General features: G+C 58.8%; 13 protein-coding genes and 2 pseudogenes. 5 read left to right on the top strand and 10 right to left on the bottom strand.

Annotated elements, in window-relative coordinates; all coding sequences use genetic code 11:
• Positions 1–291 precede the first annotated feature (291 nt).
• Entirely contained in the window at positions 292–654 is a 363-nt protein-coding gene (locus OU997_RS16115) for a hypothetical protein (RefSeq protein WP_146180705.1), read from the top strand.
• 269 nt (positions 655–923) lie between these two features.
• Here OU997_RS16115 and OU997_RS16110 read toward each other — a convergent pair.
• Positions 924–1,966 (bottom strand): annotated as a pseudogene (locus OU997_RS16110) (IS110 family transposase).
• 692 nt (positions 1,967–2,658) lie between these two features.
• Here OU997_RS16110 and OU997_RS16105 point away from each other — a divergent pair.
• The 4 genes from OU997_RS16105 (at position 2,659) to OU997_RS16090 (ending at position 7,016) form a co-directional block, all read left to right on the top strand.
• Positions 2,659–3,024, top strand: coding sequence for a glyoxalase superfamily protein (locus OU997_RS16105; RefSeq protein WP_267807515.1), 366 nt, complete (start codon positions 2,659–2,661; stop codon positions 3,022–3,024).
• Between the two features lie 477 nt (positions 3,025–3,501).
• Positions 3,502–4,173, top strand: coding sequence for a COG3650 family protein (locus tag OU997_RS16100; protein WP_267807514.1), 672 nt, complete (start codon positions 3,502–3,504; stop codon positions 4,171–4,173).
• Positions 4,174–4,269: 96 nt separating this feature from the next.
• On the top strand, positions 4,270–5,277 hold the full coding sequence (gene gap / locus OU997_RS16095) for a type I glyceraldehyde-3-phosphate dehydrogenase (RefSeq protein WP_108488049.1): 1,008 nt from the start codon (positions 4,270–4,272) through the stop codon (positions 5,275–5,277).
• A 122-nt stretch (positions 5,278–5,399) separates the two neighbouring features.
• Complete coding sequence (locus OU997_RS16090; protein ID WP_267807513.1) at positions 5,400–7,016, top strand: NAD(P)/FAD-dependent oxidoreductase; 1,617 nt, start codon at positions 5,400–5,402, stop codon at positions 7,014–7,016.
• A 189-nt stretch (positions 7,017–7,205) separates the two neighbouring features.
• Here the strand turns inward: OU997_RS16090 and OU997_RS16085 are convergent.
• The 9 genes and pseudogenes from OU997_RS16085 to OU997_RS16045 all read right to left on the bottom strand — a co-directional run bounded on the left by OU997_RS16085 (position 7,206) and on the right by OU997_RS16045 (position 15,933).
• Positions 7,206–8,299: pseudogene (locus tag OU997_RS16085) on the bottom strand (PLP-dependent cysteine synthase family protein).
• Between the two features lie 10 nt (positions 8,300–8,309).
• Positions 8,310–9,215: a DMT family transporter gene (locus OU997_RS16080; RefSeq protein ID WP_267807511.1), complete on the bottom strand. Its 906-nt coding sequence runs from the start codon at positions 9,213–9,215 to the stop codon at positions 8,310–8,312.
• A gap of 234 nt (positions 9,216–9,449) precedes the next feature.
• The gene (locus tag OU997_RS16075; RefSeq protein ID WP_267807509.1) at positions 9,450–9,782 is read right to left on the bottom strand and encodes a Na+/H+ antiporter subunit G; all 333 of its coding nucleotides are present in this window, start codon (positions 9,780–9,782) and stop codon (positions 9,450–9,452) included.
• Positions 9,783–9,792: 10 nt separating this feature from the next.
• Positions 9,793–10,062, bottom strand: a complete 270-nt coding sequence (locus OU997_RS16070; protein WP_108488054.1) for a K+/H+ antiporter subunit F — start codon at positions 10,060–10,062, stop codon at positions 9,793–9,795.
• Entirely contained in the window at positions 10,047–10,544 is a 498-nt protein-coding gene (locus OU997_RS16065) for a Na+/H+ antiporter subunit E (protein WP_108488055.1), read from the bottom strand. The genes OU997_RS16070 and OU997_RS16065 overlap by 16 nt, the downstream gene beginning before the upstream one ends.
• Positions 10,541–12,046, bottom strand: coding sequence for a monovalent cation/H+ antiporter subunit D (locus OU997_RS16060; RefSeq protein ID WP_108488056.1), 1,506 nt, complete (start codon positions 12,044–12,046; stop codon positions 10,541–10,543). Before OU997_RS16060 ends, OU997_RS16065 begins: the two co-directional genes overlap by 4 nt.
• Positions 12,043–12,375 carry a Na+/H+ antiporter subunit C gene (locus OU997_RS16055; RefSeq protein WP_108488057.1) on the bottom strand — a complete coding sequence of 111 codons (333 nt, stop codon included), beginning with the start codon at positions 12,373–12,375 and terminating at the stop codon, positions 12,043–12,045. Before OU997_RS16055 ends, OU997_RS16060 begins: the two co-directional genes overlap by 4 nt.
• The gene (locus tag OU997_RS16050) at positions 12,375–15,167 is read right to left on the bottom strand and encodes a monovalent cation/H+ antiporter subunit A (protein ID WP_267807506.1); all 2,793 of its coding nucleotides are present in this window, start codon (positions 15,165–15,167) and stop codon (positions 12,375–12,377) included. Before OU997_RS16050 ends, OU997_RS16055 begins: the two co-directional genes overlap by 1 nt.
• Positions 15,168–15,471: 304 nt before the next feature.
• Positions 15,472–15,933 (bottom strand): glycine zipper domain-containing protein, encoded by a 462-nt coding sequence (locus tag OU997_RS16045; RefSeq protein WP_108488059.1) that lies wholly within the window; start codon positions 15,931–15,933, stop codon positions 15,472–15,474.
• Between the last annotated feature and the right edge of the window lie 17 nt (positions 15,934–15,950).

Genomic DNA, 15,950 nt, shown 5'->3' with positions numbered 1-15,950 from the left:
AGCGGACATCCGCTGGGCTGATGTCATTATTGTCATGGAGCAGAAGCATAAGAACAGGTTAGTTGCGGAATTTACTCGTCTTCTAGATCACAAGCCTATTCATGTGCTGGAAATCCCAGACGAGTACAAATACATGGATCCCGAGCTCGTAGAGATTTTGGAGGATTCTGTGGGTGGTTGCCTTGGCCTTTAAGTGCTTAGCTCCTCTTAACAACTGGTTCAAACCGTTCGCTTCGCTCGCTGGGACGGGCTAAAGCCCGCCCCTTAACCAAACGTTATGTAGCATAATCAATGAATCTACTTAAGCCATCAAAGCAAAAAATAACTACAGCAATAATTTTCATCACTCTCAGTTTTGCTTTCTTTTGCGCTGACGGGCTAATGAAAATGGCTTATCAAAAGTATATGGATCACGTTTTCTTTTCCGGTGATCTTTCATCCGAATATGAAGCTATTCGCAGCAACCTAACCAGCAGAGAAGAACTAGATACAAAACTTCTCACCCTGCTCAAAAAAGTACCTCCAGAGGCTTACGCAAAAGTAGAGGTAGCGGCAAAAATCAGACTCTGGTCAAGTGTTGGCTTAGCTATGATTTTAGCCTATATAGGCGGTTGCCTAGCTCACAGAAAAAGCCAACAGCGCAATGCAACATAACAATGCGTATATGGAATCTCCCCTCAAGTAGTGAGCAAAGCTTTTCTTTTGCACTTGTCGTCAGCGCGGTTGCATTCGTATATGCGGCCTGTTTTGGGCTGTTCCGCCCTGGCCATTCTGTAGTTCGCGCAGCGGGGGCCAAGCGTTCAATCGATCATGCGGATCATGATTGTTATCGGCCTTATTCCGCTGCAGGACTCGCCTGTTCCGACAGTGCTGCTCACCGCAACCACAAGAAAACCATCACTCCCTTCTGATTACCCCCGGCGTCAGACGGGCTTTGTGCTCTGCCAAGTGCCATTGAAACGCCGCTCATGGCACCACACCGCCCAGCAGATCCTGACCAATTTGTTGGCCAGCGCCACAGTCGCTTTGTTGTGGCCAATACGGGCTGCCGTTTCGACTGCCCAGCGTTGTAACTCGGTCAGTTTCTCCGGCGGGCGTGCCTGGCAGCGCTGCGCCGCCAGCAAGGCCGCTCGGGAACCATGGATCAACAGGGTGCGTACATAGACGTTGCCCTGTCGGCTGATATGACTGAGCTTGCGGCGGTCGCCGCTGCTGAACTCACGCGGTGTCATGCCCAGCCAGGCGCTCAGCTGGCGGCCACTGGCAAAGCGCTCCGGCTTGCCGACAGCCGCTGTCAGGGCGCCGGCCATCAGCAGGCCAATACCGCTGACTTCATCCAGCTTGCGCACGATTTCATCGTCAGCGTGCCAACGTTTGAGCTGCTGCTCGCACTCGACCATGCATGGTTCTTACAGGTTGATTTCCGCCAGATCGATATGCAGTTGATGCCGCAAGGGGGCCAATTCTGGGCGGTCAACCAACGCGTGGGCGGCACGGATAGAAACCGCTGTCGATGCTGGGGCTTCGATACCCGCCTCGCGCAGGATGCCGCGCAACAAGTTGATACGCTGGGTGCGGCTTTTCTTCCAGGTCTCGCGCAGCCCGTGCAGTTGCTGCAGCAGTTGATGCTCGTGGGGGTTCACCGGGACGGGATAGATATCCTTGCAGCGCGCCGCTTCCAGTATTGCGTCGCAGTCGTACGGTCGGTCTTGTTGCGCCGGCGATAGGGCCGCACATAGCGCGCACGGATCAACTTCACCCGATGCCCCAAGGACTGCGCTACGCGCCCCCAGTAGTGGGCTGTACCACAGGCCTCCATCACCCACTCGACCGGTTCGGCCTGCTCCTGTATCTATCGCCTATAATGCCTCTCGGTTCAGCCGCTTGCGCTGCACCACCTGGCCGGAACGGACACTCTGGCAACGTGGTAAATGGACTTGGCCAGATCAACTGCAATTCGCTTCATCGCGCCTCGCCCTTTGTTCAGTCACCACGGCTCTGGGTATAGAACTGTGGTGCGGGGAGAGTCCATTACAGCACTCACTGGGACGGGCTAAGCCCACTCCTTAATCAAGCGTTATGTGGGGCCAGAATGAGAAAATTATGTTATTTGCTGTCTGCGCTAATTATTAGCGTTGTTCTATTTTTAATTCTTAGCATGATAAATAAACTTTTTTCTTTGGAGGCGGTATATTTTAGCCTGTGGGGAATTTCCCCTTGGCTTTATGTTTTATTTCTTGCATTTGTAAATAAAAACGTCACCTTTTTAAAAACCATTACTCTGTTAGAGCTAGTGGCTGGCGGGATAGGTATAGCTTGCATGGTTGACATATCATATTATCACCCAGACGCACAAGGCGGCCTCGCCTTCATATTTATACCTCTCTATCAAATATTGTTTTTGGTTATTGCCACTCCACTTGTTATATTTTTTACAAAAAAACAGATAGCTGAATAACCAGACTCATCAACCGTTTATTTATAAAAATTAGTTAAGCTTCTTCTAAAAACACATAACAAGTCGCTCCAGTATCGCGACTTCGTGACTGGACAGCTTTTAGTTCTCAGCTTTATGTTTTTGCTGCGCAAATGCATCCCATAAACCACAATTTAAAAACCACCGCTGAATTCGGCCCTATGTACAATCAAGGATCAATCATGGAATTTCAAACAATACCCATTTTGCGGATTTTCGATGAAGGTAAAGCGAAAGAGTTCTACCTCGACTTTTTGGGTATGAACCTCGATTGGGAACATCGCTTTGAGGAAAATTTTCCGATATACATGCAGGTGTCAAAAGGAAATCTTGTTTTCCATCTCAGCGAGCACTCAGGTGATTGCACGCCAGGCAGTAAGGTTTTTGTCAACGTAAGTGACATTGAAACTCTTTATCATGAGGTAACCTCCCGGCCGTATAAGTACAATAAGCCAGAAATTGAGCAGGCCCCATGGGGTGATCGTTGTTTTACCGTTACGGACCCGTTTTCAAATAAAGTGCTATTTAATGAGCCCGCAAGCACGTAACAACTGGTTCGAACTGTTCGCTGTGCTCACTGAACGTGCCCCCTTAGCCAAACGTTAGAAGCGGCTATAAAATCAGCGGACTTAAGATGTAAGGAAGCATAAAAATATGTGCAGGACACAAAATCGCAACATCCAAGTCAGCCCTTTGCTTTTACAAATTATCTGAGTTCATTTGGTTTCGGCTCGTTATATGACTGACATCCGTTCTCTTCTGGGTCGATACTCGCAATTCTTCATCGGCCACAGCGCTTTGCCTGCATGTTAATACCAGGCCGGCAACCTATTAAAGTTTGCCAGCAACTATTTCGGTGCAACCCAGCATTCAGTTTTCGTTATTATTTAAACCATGAACGGCTAATTACTGACTGGTTATACCACTGATTTTTCTCAACCATAATCCGCTCAATTGCTCCTCCATTCCCCTTGTGATCATTCAGGTGCCTAGGTAACGTGAGCGCACTTTTCAGGAGTGTCACGATGCGTTTCAGCCGTCCGTTCTGCCTTGCCTTGCTGCCACTACTCGCCAGTTGCCAGGTGTTTACCGACAAACCCACTGAAACCGCGCCCACACAGAGCCGTCTGCAGGGTGAGCTGAGCCTGAACGCCGGACAACTGCGCTTTCGCCCCTGCCAGGAGCAGCGCCAGTTTGTGGTTGAGGATGCCGGAGCAAGTGGATTGAGCCGCGATGCGGTCGGCCTTCTGGCTAACGGCCCTAGCAGCTTGTATGTCGATATGCGTGGGCAGTTGCAGGCCAGCTCCCAGAAAGATGTCGACGGCAAATTTCTCCCCAGCCAGGTGTATCGCTTGCAGGCCGAAGGGCATGGCTGTAAGGACATCAACTTTGCCCGCACCCTGCTGCGTGCCAGCGGCCATGAACCGGACTGGAGCATTGCGGTGAGTAACCAGGGACTGGTCCTGCACCGCCCGGGACAAGAGCCTCAGGCGCTGCCCTATCTGGAAGAACAACTGCCGGAAGGCCGGCTGAACCTGAGCAGCGAGGCCAATGGCCAGCGCCTTGAACTCTGGGTAGCCAAACAACGCTGTGTCGACAGCATGAGTGGCGCCATCCAGCACCTGAGTGCCGAGTTGCGCCTCAACGGTCAAATCCTGCGCGGCTGCGGCTACCTGGGCGGCGCACGTAACGACTAACCACACCACATCAATGCGCAGTGAGCTGAGATAGATCAGTTACCTGACAGGCAATTGACCTAAGCTGAGAGGGAAGTCAGCCAAAGGAAGATCACTATGCTGCGCATTGCCATCAATGGATATGGACGTATCGGTCGTTGCCTGGTGCGCGCGTTGTTCGAGCGCAAACTGCAGCAGCAGATCCACCTCACCGCCATCAATGACCTGGGTGAGCAAAGCACCCTCGCCCACCTCACCCGCTTCGACTCCACGTTCGGCCGCTTTCCTGGGCAGATCAGCCTGGACGGCGACACCTTGCGGGTAGACGGTCATCCGATCCAGCTGCTGCGCGAGCGCGAAGTGACACACTTACCCTGGCGTGAGCAAGCAGTGGATCTGGTGCTCGAATGCACTGGCAAGTTGAAGAAGCGCGAACAGGTCGAACAGCACATCAGCGCCGGTAGCCCACGTGTGCTGCTTTCACACCCGCTGGACAGCGCTGACCTGACTGTGGTCTACGGCGTTAATCACCAACTGCTGGGGGATCAGCAGATCGTGTCCAACGCCTCCTGCACCACCAACTGCCTGGCGCCGATGGCCAAGGTGCTGCACGAGGCCGTGGGCATTCGTCAGGGGCTGGTGAACACCATCCATTCCTACACCAATGACCAGAACCTGCTGGACAAGACCCACAGCGACCTCTATCGCGCCCGCGCCGCCGCCCTGTCGATGATCCCCACCAGCACCGGCGCGGCCAAGGCCATCGGCCTGGTCATGCCGGAGCTGGCTGGCCGCCTGGATGGCCTGTCGATACGCGTACCGACCCCCAACGTCTCGCTGGTCGACCTGACGTTTACCAGCGAACGCCCGACCAGCCGTGAAGCGATCAACGTCGCGCTACAAGCCGGTGCCTTGCAGTTACCGCCTGGAGTCATGGAGTGCAACGAGCTGGCACTGGTGTCCAGCGACTTCAATGGTTACCCGGTGTCCTGCGTGGTCGACCTCAGCCACACCCGCGTACAGGGCGATCTGGTCAAGGTCTTGGCCTGGTATGACAACGAATGGGCCTTCGCCAACCGCATGCTCGATGTGATGCTGGCCTGGGTTAAACCTGAAGCACGCTAACCCTCAGCATGCCAAGCCGCTGCCCGAGATCGGTGGCGGCCTTTAACCACCGATCAGGCGTATAATCGCCGCCTTTTAAAAGCTGCCGGGTTGCCTCCGGCCCTGAAAGTGGATCGTCCCTCATGCTTCGTATCACCGAACTCAAGCTGCCCCTCGATCATCCCGACGAGGCCCTGCGCCCGGCCATCGTCCAGCGCCTGGGGATTGCCGACAGCGAGCTGCTCGACTTCACCTTGTTCAAGCGCAGCTACGATGCGCGCAAGAAATCCACTGAAATGCACTTTATCTACACCCTCGACTGCGAGCTGCGCGATGAAGCGGCGCTGCTGGCCACGTTCAGCGATGACCGGCATATCAGCGTCACCCCGGATACCGCTTACAAGCCAGTTGGCATGGCGCCCGAGAACCTCGCAGAGCGTCCACTGGTAGTCGGTTTCGGCCCGTGCGGGATTTTCGCCGCGCTGATTCTCGCCCAGGCCGGACTCAAGCCCATCGTGCTGGAACGCGGCACCGAAGTGCGCCAGCGCACCAAAGACACCTGGGGCCTGTGGCGCAAGAACGTGCTTAACCCCGAGTCCAACGTGCAATTCGGCGAAGGCGGTGCCGGCACCTTCTCCGACGGCAAGCTGTACAGCCAGATCAAAGACCCCAAACATTACGGGCGCAAGGTGCTGCAGGAGTTCGTCAAAGCCGGCGCACCAGAGGAAATTCTCTACGTCAGCAAGCCACATATCGGCACCTTCCGCCTCACCGGCGTGGTCGCCACCATGCGCGAAGAAATCAAGGCGCTGGGCGGCGAAGTGCGCTTCCAGCAACGCGTCAGTGATGTACTGATTGAAGACGGTCAGCTCAAGGGCGTGGTGCTCGACAGTGGCGAGCAGATCCTCAGCCGCCAGGTGATCCTGGCCCTGGGCCACAGCTCGCGTGACACCTTCCGCATGCTGCACAAGCGCGAGGTCTTTATGGAAGCCAAACCGTTCTCGGTGGGCTTCCGTATCGAGCACCCGCAAGGCCTGATCGACCGCGCCCGCCTGGGCAAATACGCCGGCCACCCGAAATTGGGCGCAGCCGATTACAAATTGGTGCACCACGCCAAAAACGGCCGCTCGGTGTACAGCTTCTGCATGTGCCCTGGCGGCACCGTAGTCGCGGCCACCTCGGAGCCGAATCGCGTGGTGACCAACGGCATGAGCCAGTACTCGCGCAATGAGCGCAATGCCAACGCCGGCATCGTCGTTGGCATCACTCCAGAGCAGGATTACCCAGGCGGCCCACTGGCCGGTGTTGAATTGCAGGAGCGTTTGGAGTCGCAGGCCTATCTGCTCGGCGGCAGCAGCTACGAAGCACCGGGACAGCTGGTTGGCGACTTTATTGCCGGCAAGCCCTCTACCGAACTGGGCAGCGTAGAGCCTTCGTACAAACCCGGAATCAAGCTCGGTGACCTGGCTCTGGCGCTGCCGGACTTTGCCATCGAGGCAATCCGCGAAGCGCTACCGGCCTTCGGCAAGCAGATCAAAGGCTTTGACCTGCATGACGCGGTGCTGACTGGCATCGAAACCCGCACCTCCTCGCCGCTGCGCATCACCCGTGGCGCGGATATGCAGAGCCTTAACGTGCGCGGTTTGTATCCGGCTGGCGAAGGCGCGGGTTACGCCGGCGGCATTCTCTCCGCCGGGGTGGATGGCATTCGCGTGGCCGAGGCGGTGATTCGCGACATGCTGGGGATTGCAGAAGCTTGACCCACGGCTGATGCCAAACTTGATCGCCGCTGAAGCGCCGCTCACAAAACGGCGCAGTCCGTAGCCCAGATTGCATCCGGGTTACGGCGGTTCAGTCACTCCAGCTTTGTAGGAGGGGCTTTAGCCGCGAATGGGCTGGCAACTGCTCGCCGCTAAAGCACCTCCCACAGAGCGGCGCACCTTTTTGCGTTAGAGCCCTGCGCTGGGCAGATCGATGGGCAATGGGGTGCCACGCTCGGTGCAGTCGGCCACGGCTTCGATTAGCTCAGTCAGCTCGAAACCTTGAGCGCTGAGCCAGGTTGGTTGTAGTAGGTGTCGGCATAGCGTTCGCCGCCGTCGCAGAGAATCGCCACCACCGAACCGGACTCCCCCGCCGCGACCATGCGTTGCGCCACCAGCAGTGCGCCAATCAGGTTGGTGCCGCTGGAGCCGCCCACTTTGCGCCCCAAACGCTGCGCCAGGTAGTGCATGGCAGCCAATGACAGGGCATCGGGCACCTTGCACATGGCATCAATCACAGACGGCAGAAACGACGCTTCGACCCGTGGACGACCGATGCCTTCAATGCGCGAGCCATGGTTCAAACACAGGCTGGCATCACCCGTGCGGTAATAATCGAAGAACACCGAGCGCTCGGCATCGGCGCACAGCACTTGGGTGCTGTGGCAGCGATAGCGCACATAGCGTCCCAGGGTCGCCAACGTACCGCCGGTGCCAGGGCTGGAAACCAGCCAGCTCGGCTCGGGAAAGCGCTCGCTGCGCAGCTGCTGGAAGATCGACTCGGCGATGTTGTTGTTGGCCCGCCAGTCGGTGGCACGCTCGGCGTAAGTGAATTGGTCCATAAAATGCCCACCCGTTTCACGGGCCAGGCGCTCGGACTCGGCGTAAATCAGCGTCGGGTCGTCCACCAGATGGCTCTGGCCACCGTAGAAGGCGATCTGCGCGATCTTCTCCTTTGAGGTGCTGGCCGGCATCACCGCGATAAACCGCAGCCCCAGCAAGCGGGCGAAATAGGCCTCGGAAATCGCCGTGGAACCGCTGGACGCCTCGATCACCGGAGCACCGGGCTTGAGCCAGCCGTTACACAACGCATAAAGAAACAGCGAGCGCGCCAGGCGGTGTTTGAGGCTGCCGGTGGGGTGGCTGGATTCGTCCTTGAAATACAGCTCAACGCCCGGCAAACCCGGCAACGCCAAGGGAATCAGGTGGGTGTCGGCGCTGCGCTGAAAATCCGCCGCAATGATGCGAATGGCTTCGCGCGCCCAGCTTCTTGAATCGCTCATACCTTACCCCCTAATCCAGAACACCGGCTGGTAACACACGTGCCCCACGCCATTGACTCAACAACACGCCAGCAAATACCAAGACTGCAGCCAGCACCTGCATGCCATTCAGGCTTTCGCCCAATAACAGTATGGCGAACAGCAGGGTGAATACCGGGATCAGGTTGGTAAAGCCCGAGGCCTGGCTGGCCGGCAAGCGGCTGACGCCAAAGTTGTACAACCCGTAAGCGCCCACCGTGACCAGAATCCCCAGGTACGCCACCGCGCCCAGGCCCATCGGGCTGATGTTTGTGGGCAGTGGCTCAGTGACGAGCGCCAGTGGCAGAAAAAACAGAGTGCCGACAAAGGCCACCATGGCGGTCAGCCGAAAGGGCGAGTAGCGCGATGACAGATGCTTGAGCAGCAGGGTGTAACCCATGGCGCAAAGCATCGCGAGCAGCTCGTAGAAGTTGCCAAGAATCGGGTTACTGGCATGCTCGTCGGCGCTACCGGCCAGGCTCAGCCACACCGCACCCACCACCGCGAGCAGAAAACCCGCCAGCATCGTGCGGCTGATCCGTTCGCGCAGGAAGACAAAGGCCCCCACCGCCACCAACAGCGGCAGCAAGGCCGTGACCATACCCGCTTGCGCTGCACTGGTGTGCTGCAGCGCCAGGGCTTCAAAGAGGAAATACAGACAGGGTTCACAGGCGGCCAGGCCGAGCAGGTACTTCCAATCACCGGTGCGGTAGTGCATCTGCCCGCGCCAGCGCCAGGCCAGCAGAAACACCAGGCTGCCCAAAGCCATACGGCCGAAGATCACCCACAGCGGCGGCAATTCGGCAAAGGCCAGTTTCAGCGCAATAAAGGAACTGCCCCACAGCGCCATGGCCACGATCAGGCAACCGATAGCTACGCCTTGCCCTTGCCTTTGCATACCAACCGCCGCTGCGCTTAAAACGCCAGTCTAACCAGGCAGCATCTGGGGCAACAGACACAGTGGCAGAGTAAAGCTGTACCTCAACAAGTAGCAGAACCTGTTTACGAGCTCGCGAGCCAGGAACATGCAAGGCAAAAAAGGTGAGGAAGCGGAGTGTACTTTTGTACATGAGCATTCCAAGTCTGTTTTTAACGCAGCAGGGCCGACGCGCAGCAGATCGTAAAAAGGTTCTCAGGACTCCCAGGGTTTGCCGCGGGTACGCTCGTAGAGCTTGACCTTCTTCTGCATCGCTGCCTTGGACAGCATATGCGCGCTGACCGGCGCAGTGATAAACAGAAACAGGGTAATCAGCAGCTCGTGCAGGCTCAGGCCCGGTACCTGGCTGCTGAAGAAAATCATCGAGGCGATAATCACCCCGCCCACGCCCAGAGTGGTGGCCTTGGTTGGGCCGTGCAGGCGGGTGAAAAAATCTGGCAGGCGATACAGGCCAATAGCCCCGATCAGGGTGAACAGACTGCCCACAACCAGAAACAGCGAAACCAGTACTTCGATCCATAAAGGCATGGTGATTCCTTCAATCAATGATGTCGCCGTGCAGCAAATGCTTGCCCACTGCCACAGTGCTGACAAAGCCCATAACGGCAATCAACAGCGCCGTTTCGAAGAACACATCCGAGTTCAGCCAGATGCCGAACAGCACAATCAGGGCCAGGCCGCTGATGTACAGGGTGTCCAGCGCCAGCACGCGGTCCGGCATGCTCGGCCCCTGAATCAGGCGCAGCACGTTAAGCAGCGCCGCGCTGCCGAGGAGGAAAAAACACAGGGGAATTACGTAGGCAAGCATTCGAATATCTCCAGCAGCGGCGCTTCGTAACGGCTCTTCACTTCGTCGATCAGGGCCTGCTCGTCCGGCACATCGAGGCCATGCAGCAACAGGGTCTTGTGATCGGCGCTAAGGCCAGCGGACACCGTGCCCGGAGTCAGTGTGACGACGCTGGCCAGCACGGCGAGAACGAAGTTGTTGTCGATCGCCATGGGCACCTCGACGAACGCCGGGCTCAGCTGATTGCGCGGCCCCAACACCAGCTTGGCGACATGCAGGTTGGCCACGACGATGTCGTAGAACACCTTGAGCATAAACAGGCACAGCTTTAGCGGCTTGCGCACGCGGGGCACGTCGAGGAGGAAATGCCGGGTCAGCAGAGTTATTCCCCAGCCCAGGAAAGCCCCCAGTAGCAACTGGCCCAGGCTGAAACTGTTGACCAGCAGCAGCCAGATCAACGTCAGCAGCAGGGTCAGGCCCGGATGGGGCAGCCAGCGCTTCATGCTTCACCTCCACGAATAATCGCCAGGTAGGGTTGCAGGTCCAGCAACTGATTGGCGGTTGCCTGCAGGTACGCGGTAATCGGCTGCGCCGCGCCCACCAGCAGCAAACTGCCGAGCAGCAGACCGCAGGCCGCCAACAGGCGCCGCGGATCAGCCTTCTCGGCGCTTGCCGCTGGCTGTTGCTGGCCTGCCCAAAACAGCGCACTGCCCGCCCGGCTCAGGGCAATCAGCAGACCCAAGCCGCCGACCAGCAGCAGCGGCCAGAGCAGCAGGGCATGGCCGTCCAGCGGCACCGCACGCAGCAGCATCACCTTGCCGAGAAAACCGGAGAACGGCGGCAAGCCCGCCACTGAAATAGCCGCGGCAAAGAACAGACTGCCCAGCAGCAGAGGCTGGCGCAGCGCGCGCTGTTGCAACAGCTCACCGCCCGCCTCGCCGCGCTGACGCACGATCAGGTCCGCCAGGAGGAACAGGCCACCGGCCACCAGCGTGCTGTGCAGCAGGTAATACAGCGCCGCGCTCAAGCCTTCAGCGCTGCCCAGAGCAATACCCGCGAGCAAGGTGCCGACCGACACCACCACCAGGTACGCCAGCAACACCTGCAGCTGCCGCGCCGCCAGCGCGCCCAGCACCCCAGCGACAATGGTCAGGGCCGCCAGCCACCAGAGCAGCTCATGCGCCAGGTTGGCCAAGGCACCGGCCGCGCTGCCAAAAATCAGGGTGAACACCCGCAGGATCGCGTACAGGCCGACCTTGGTCATAATCGCAAACAGCGCGGCAACTGGCGCACTGGCGGCGGCATAGGCACGCGGCAACCAGAAATACAGCGGCAGGATGGCCGCCTTGAGCGCGAAGACCACCAACAGCAGATAACCGGCGGCGGCCAGCAACGGGGCCTGCTCAGGGTCGGCAGCGGCGACCTTGGCGGCCAGGTCGGCCATGTTCAGGGTGCCGGTCAGGCCATAGAGCATGCCCACGCCGATCAGGAAGAACGAGGAACCGAGCAGGTTCAGCACCACGTAATGCATGCCCGCCTTGACCCGCGCCGCACCGTTGCCATGCACCAGCAAGGCATAGGAGGAGATCAGCAGAATCTCGAAGAACACGAACAGGTTGAACAGATCGCCGGTGAGAAACGCGCCGTTGATACCGAGCAGCTGAAACTGGAACAGGGCGTGGAAGTTGGGGCCACGCTCATCATCACCACGACTGGCGTAGAGCAACGCAAAGCCGCCCAGCAGCGCCGTCAACAGCAGTAACAGCGCACTCAGGCGATCCAGCAGCAGGATGATGCCGAACGGCGGCTGCCAATTACCCAGCGCGTACACCCGCAACTGACCATCGCCCGCCAGCAGCAACAGCCAGACCGCGACAGGCACCAGCGCCCAGGTGGCCAGCAGTGACAGCAAACGCTTGCCCGGCTTACCCATGCGGTGGGCAATCAGCAGCACGGCCCCGATAAACATCGGCAACAGAATCGGCAGGATCAACAGATGATTCATCGGCGCGGCTCCTCGCCGTCAACATGATCGGTTTTCAGTTCGCCCAGCCCACGCAGCGACAACACCACGACAAACGCAGTCATGGCAAAACCGATCACGATCGCGGTAAGCACCAATGCCTGCGGCACAGGGTCGGCATACTGGCTGCTGCCTGAGCCGATCACGGCTGCGCCGCCGGTCACCAGGCGGCCCATGGCCAACAGAAACAGGTTCACCGCATAGGACAGCAGCGTCAGCCCCAGCACCACCGGATAGACGCGCGCGCGCAACAACAGGTAGGTACCGCTGGCGGCCAAAACGCCGAGGGTGATTGCAAATAGCGCCTCCATCAGAGCACCTCCTGGCTGGATTCGTCCTGACTGACGTGGCCGAGATTGGAAAGGATCAACAAGGTCGCCCCGACCACGGTCAGGTACACCCCCAAGTCAAACAGCATGGCGCTGGCCAATTCGATTTCGCCAATCAGCGGGATATGGAAATGTCCGAAGGTGGTGGTCAGGAACGGATAGCCGAACAACCAGCTGCCCAGCCCGGTCAACCCGGCCAACAGCACGCCGCTACCGGCCACCACGTGATAACTCAGCGGCTGGCGGGTTTGCGTCCAGGTCACGCCGTGGGAGATGTATTGCAGAATCAGCGCCACGGCGGTGATCAGCCCGGCGATAAAGCCGCCGCCCGGCAAGTTGTGGCCGCGCAGGAAGATAAACGCCGAGATCAGCAGCGCCAGCGGCAACAGAACCCGCGAGAGCTTGTCGAGGATCATCGGGTGGCTGTCGGTGGACCACAGGCGGCCATGCACATCGCGCTCAGGATGCGGCAGGTGCAGCCCATGCAGCAGCGCATAGATGCCGACGGCAGCAATTGCCAGCACGCCGATTTCGCCCAGGGTATCGAAGCCGCGGAAGTCGACCAGGATGACGTTGACCACGTTAGTACCGCCGCCACCCGGCACGCTGTTCTCCAGGAAGAACGCAGCAATGCTCTGGTACGGCCGCGTCATCACCGCATAGGCAAGCAACGCGATCAGCACGCCCACCCCGCCGGCCAGACCAACATCACGCAGTATGCGCAGACGGCTGGACTCGACAGGGGTGCGATCCGGCATGAAATACAGCGCCAACATCAGCAGGATCAGGGTCACCACCTCGACGGATATCTGGGTCAGGGCCAGATCCGGCGCGGAAAATCGCGCAAAGCCCAGGGCGACCATCAGCCCGGCCGCGCCGAGAATCATCAAGGCAATCAGCCGCTGGCGATGAAACACCACAGTGAGCAGCGCTGTGAGGCACAAAATGGCCATCCCTAGCGCTGTCACAGCGTCAATCGGCGTCAGGGCCAGCGGCCCCTGCACCTGCTGCAGCGGGCTCAAAGCCAGCACCGTCAACACCAGGGCACTTCCCAGCATCCAGGCCAGGTAGCGCTGCTGCGAGCCGTTTTCCAAGCGCCGGGTCATACTGCGCGCAAACCCTTGCAGCGCCCGCATCGCCCGCTCGAATAACTGCAAGGCATCGAGACTCGGCAAGCGGTCGTACCAGCGAAACAGCGGCTGGCGGCAGGTGTAGACCGCAATCCCGCCCAGCAGGGCAATAAAGCTCATCAACAACGGCAGGTTAAAGCCATGCCAGATGGCCAGGCTGTAGCTCGGCAGGTCGCCACCCAAGGCGGCCGAAGCGCTGACCGCGAGCAACGGAGCCACGGTATAAGCCGGCACAATGCCGACCAGCAGGCAGAGAAACACCAGAATCTCCACCGGCACCTTCATATAGCGCGGCGGCTCGTGAGGCGGAAACTTTGGCAGGTCGATCGGCTTGCCGTTAAAAAATACGTCATGGATAAAGCGCAGCGAATAGGCCACGGAGAACATCCCGGCCAAGGTCGCGAGTGCAGGAATTACCCAGTTGAAGCTGCCAAACAGGCCCTGATTGAGGGTTTCACTGAAAAACATCTCCTTGCTCAGGAAGCCATTGAGCAGCGGCACCCCAGCCATGGCCGAGGCCGCCACCATCGCCAGTAACGCGGTGTGTGGCATGTACTGCCACATGCCATTGACGCGGCGCATGTCGCGGCTGCCCGTCTCGTGATCGATGATCCCCGCGGCCATAAACAGCGAAGCCTTGAAGGTGGCGTGGTTGATGATGTGAAACACCGCCGCCACGGTCGACAGGCTGGTATCCAGGCCGAACAACAAGGTGATCAGACCCAGGTGACTGATCGTCGAATAGGCCAGCAAGCCCTTCAGGTCATGCTGGAACAAGGCCATGCCGGCGCCGAATAACAACGTCAGCAAGCCGGTCATGCTGACCAGGTAGAACCACCAGTCGGAGTCGGCCAGCGCCGGGTACAGCCGCGCCAGCAGGAACACCCCGGCCTTGACCATGGTCGCCGAGTGCAGATAGGCCGATACCGGCGTCGGCGCGGCCATCGCATGCGGTAGCCAGAAATGGAAAGGAAACTGCGCCGACTTGGTGAACACACCCAGCAGCACCAGGATCAGCGCCAGCGGATACAGGGCATGGCCACGAATCAGCTCGCCAGCGGCCAGCACCTCACTCAGCTCAAAACTGCCGGCTATGTGACCCAGCAACAGCACACCGGCCAACAGCGCCAGACCACCACCGCCGGTCACGCTCAGCGCCATACGCGCACCGCGCCGGGCATCCGAACGCGCCCCCCAGAAACCGATCAGCAGGAACGAGGACAGGCTGGTCAGTTCCCAGAACATCAACATCAACAACAGGTTTTCCGAGAGCACCACGCCGAGCATCGCGCCCATAAACAGCAGCAGGAAGGCAAAGAAACGCCCCATCGGCTCCTTGTCGGCCAGGTAGTAACGCGCGTAGAGAATCACCAGCAGGCCGATACCGAGAATCAGCAGGGCAAACAGAAAACCCAGACCATCCAGACGCAGGCTGAGGTTCAGGCCCAGCTCCGGCAGCCAGTCGAGCCGTGCCACCAGGGGCTCGCCCGTAAATACCGCCGCCTGCTGGGAGAGCAGCAGAATCAGCGCAATCAGGGGCGCGACTGCAGTCGCCACGGCACAGGCAGAACGCCCGAGACGCTCAGCCAGCAAAGGCAGAAGGATGCCGAGAAACGGCAAGGCGATGATCAGCGCAAGCGTCATAGAAAAACCCCTTAGTACGAACCAGGTGCACGCACCCGGCTTGCTGACTGCCAAACCTGCTTAGAGGCTGCCCATCACAGGACCTACCTGCAGCGCAGCCGGCACAGAAGTATTGCCCAATAGCGGATGCGCAGCGATGCAACGCGGTAGCGATTATCCATAACTATCGCCTAACCGTCATGGATAGAATTATTACTAAAAATCCGCACGGACTTCGCAGGAACCCGGCAAGCCACTAGACAGGCTCAATAACAGCCATAAAAAAACCGGATCAGCCTCGCGACTGATCCGGTTTTCGGGCGACTTAGTGCGTTACGCGGCTGGTACCGTTCACAGTGAGGATGCGCACACGGTCCCCAACACGAAATACCTGATTCTCCTCAACAGCCTGAACGTATGCGCGCATGCTGCCATCATCTTCACGGATCGTGATTTCCACACCCTGAGTTCGGGTCAGCCCCTCTTCGGTCATGGCACCCAGCAAACCACCGGCTACTGCACCCACGACCGCTGCCACCGCACTGCCGCGACCGCCACCTACGCCACTGCCGGCAACGCCCCCAATCACGGCACCTGCACCAGCACCGATGGGGGTTTTGGTGCCTTCAATTTTCACCGGTCGCAATGCCTCGATAGTACCCATACGCACAGTCTGCACAGCACGCGCCTCATCTCGCGAGTATGTGTCTCCGGTCAGGCTGGAGGCACAACCAGCGAGCGTGGCCATAGTGGCAAATGAGGCAACCAGCAGCAGGTGTTTACGCATGATCAGTTCTCCAATTG

Source organism: Pseudomonas sp. SL4(2022) (assembly GCF_026625725.1).
In the GTDB taxonomy this organism is placed as follows: domain Bacteria; phylum Pseudomonadota; class Gammaproteobacteria; order Pseudomonadales; family Pseudomonadaceae; genus Aquipseudomonas.
Note: the sequence above shows the minus strand (reverse complement) of the source record. Positions and strands in the feature narration are given on the sequence as shown.

Bases quoted from the DNA above. Each gene is read 5' to 3' on its own strand.
- OU997_RS16115 (WP_146180705.1), top strand. From the start codon at position 292: ATGAATCTACTTAAGCCATCAAAGCAAAAAATAACTACAGCAATAATT.
- OU997_RS16105 (WP_267807515.1), top strand. From the start codon at position 2,659: ATGGAATTTCAAACAATACCCATTTTGCGGATTTTCGATGAAGGTAAA.
- OU997_RS16100 (WP_267807514.1), top strand. From the start codon at position 3,502: ATGCGTTTCAGCCGTCCGTTCTGCCTTGCCTTGCTGCCACTACTCGCC.
- gap (WP_108488049.1), top strand. From the start codon at position 4,270: ATGCTGCGCATTGCCATCAATGGATATGGACGTATCGGTCGTTGCCTG.
- OU997_RS16090 (WP_267807513.1), top strand. From the start codon at position 5,400: ATGCTTCGTATCACCGAACTCAAGCTGCCCCTCGATCATCCCGACGAG.
- OU997_RS16080 (WP_267807511.1), bottom strand. From the start codon at position 9,215: ATGCAAAGGCAAGGGCAAGGCGTAGCTATCGGTTGCCTGATCGTGGCC.
- OU997_RS16075 (WP_267807509.1), bottom strand. From the start codon at position 9,782: ATGCCTTTATGGATCGAAGTACTGGTTTCGCTGTTTCTGGTTGTGGGC.
- OU997_RS16070 (WP_108488054.1), bottom strand. From the start codon at position 10,062: ATGCTTGCCTACGTAATTCCCCTGTGTTTTTTCCTCCTCGGCAGCGCG.
- OU997_RS16065 (WP_108488055.1), bottom strand. From the start codon at position 10,544: ATGAAGCGCTGGCTGCCCCATCCGGGCCTGACCCTGCTGCTGACGTTG.
- OU997_RS16060 (WP_108488056.1), bottom strand. From the start codon at position 12,046: ATGAATCATCTGTTGATCCTGCCGATTCTGTTGCCGATGTTTATCGGG.
- OU997_RS16055 (WP_108488057.1), bottom strand. From the start codon at position 12,375: ATGGAGGCGCTATTTGCAATCACCCTCGGCGTTTTGGCCGCCAGCGGT.
- OU997_RS16050 (WP_267807506.1), bottom strand. From the start codon at position 15,167: ATGACGCTTGCGCTGATCATCGCCTTGCCGTTTCTCGGCATCCTTCTG.
- OU997_RS16045 (WP_108488059.1), bottom strand. From the start codon at position 15,933: ATGCGTAAACACCTGCTGCTGGTTGCCTCATTTGCCACTATGGCCACG.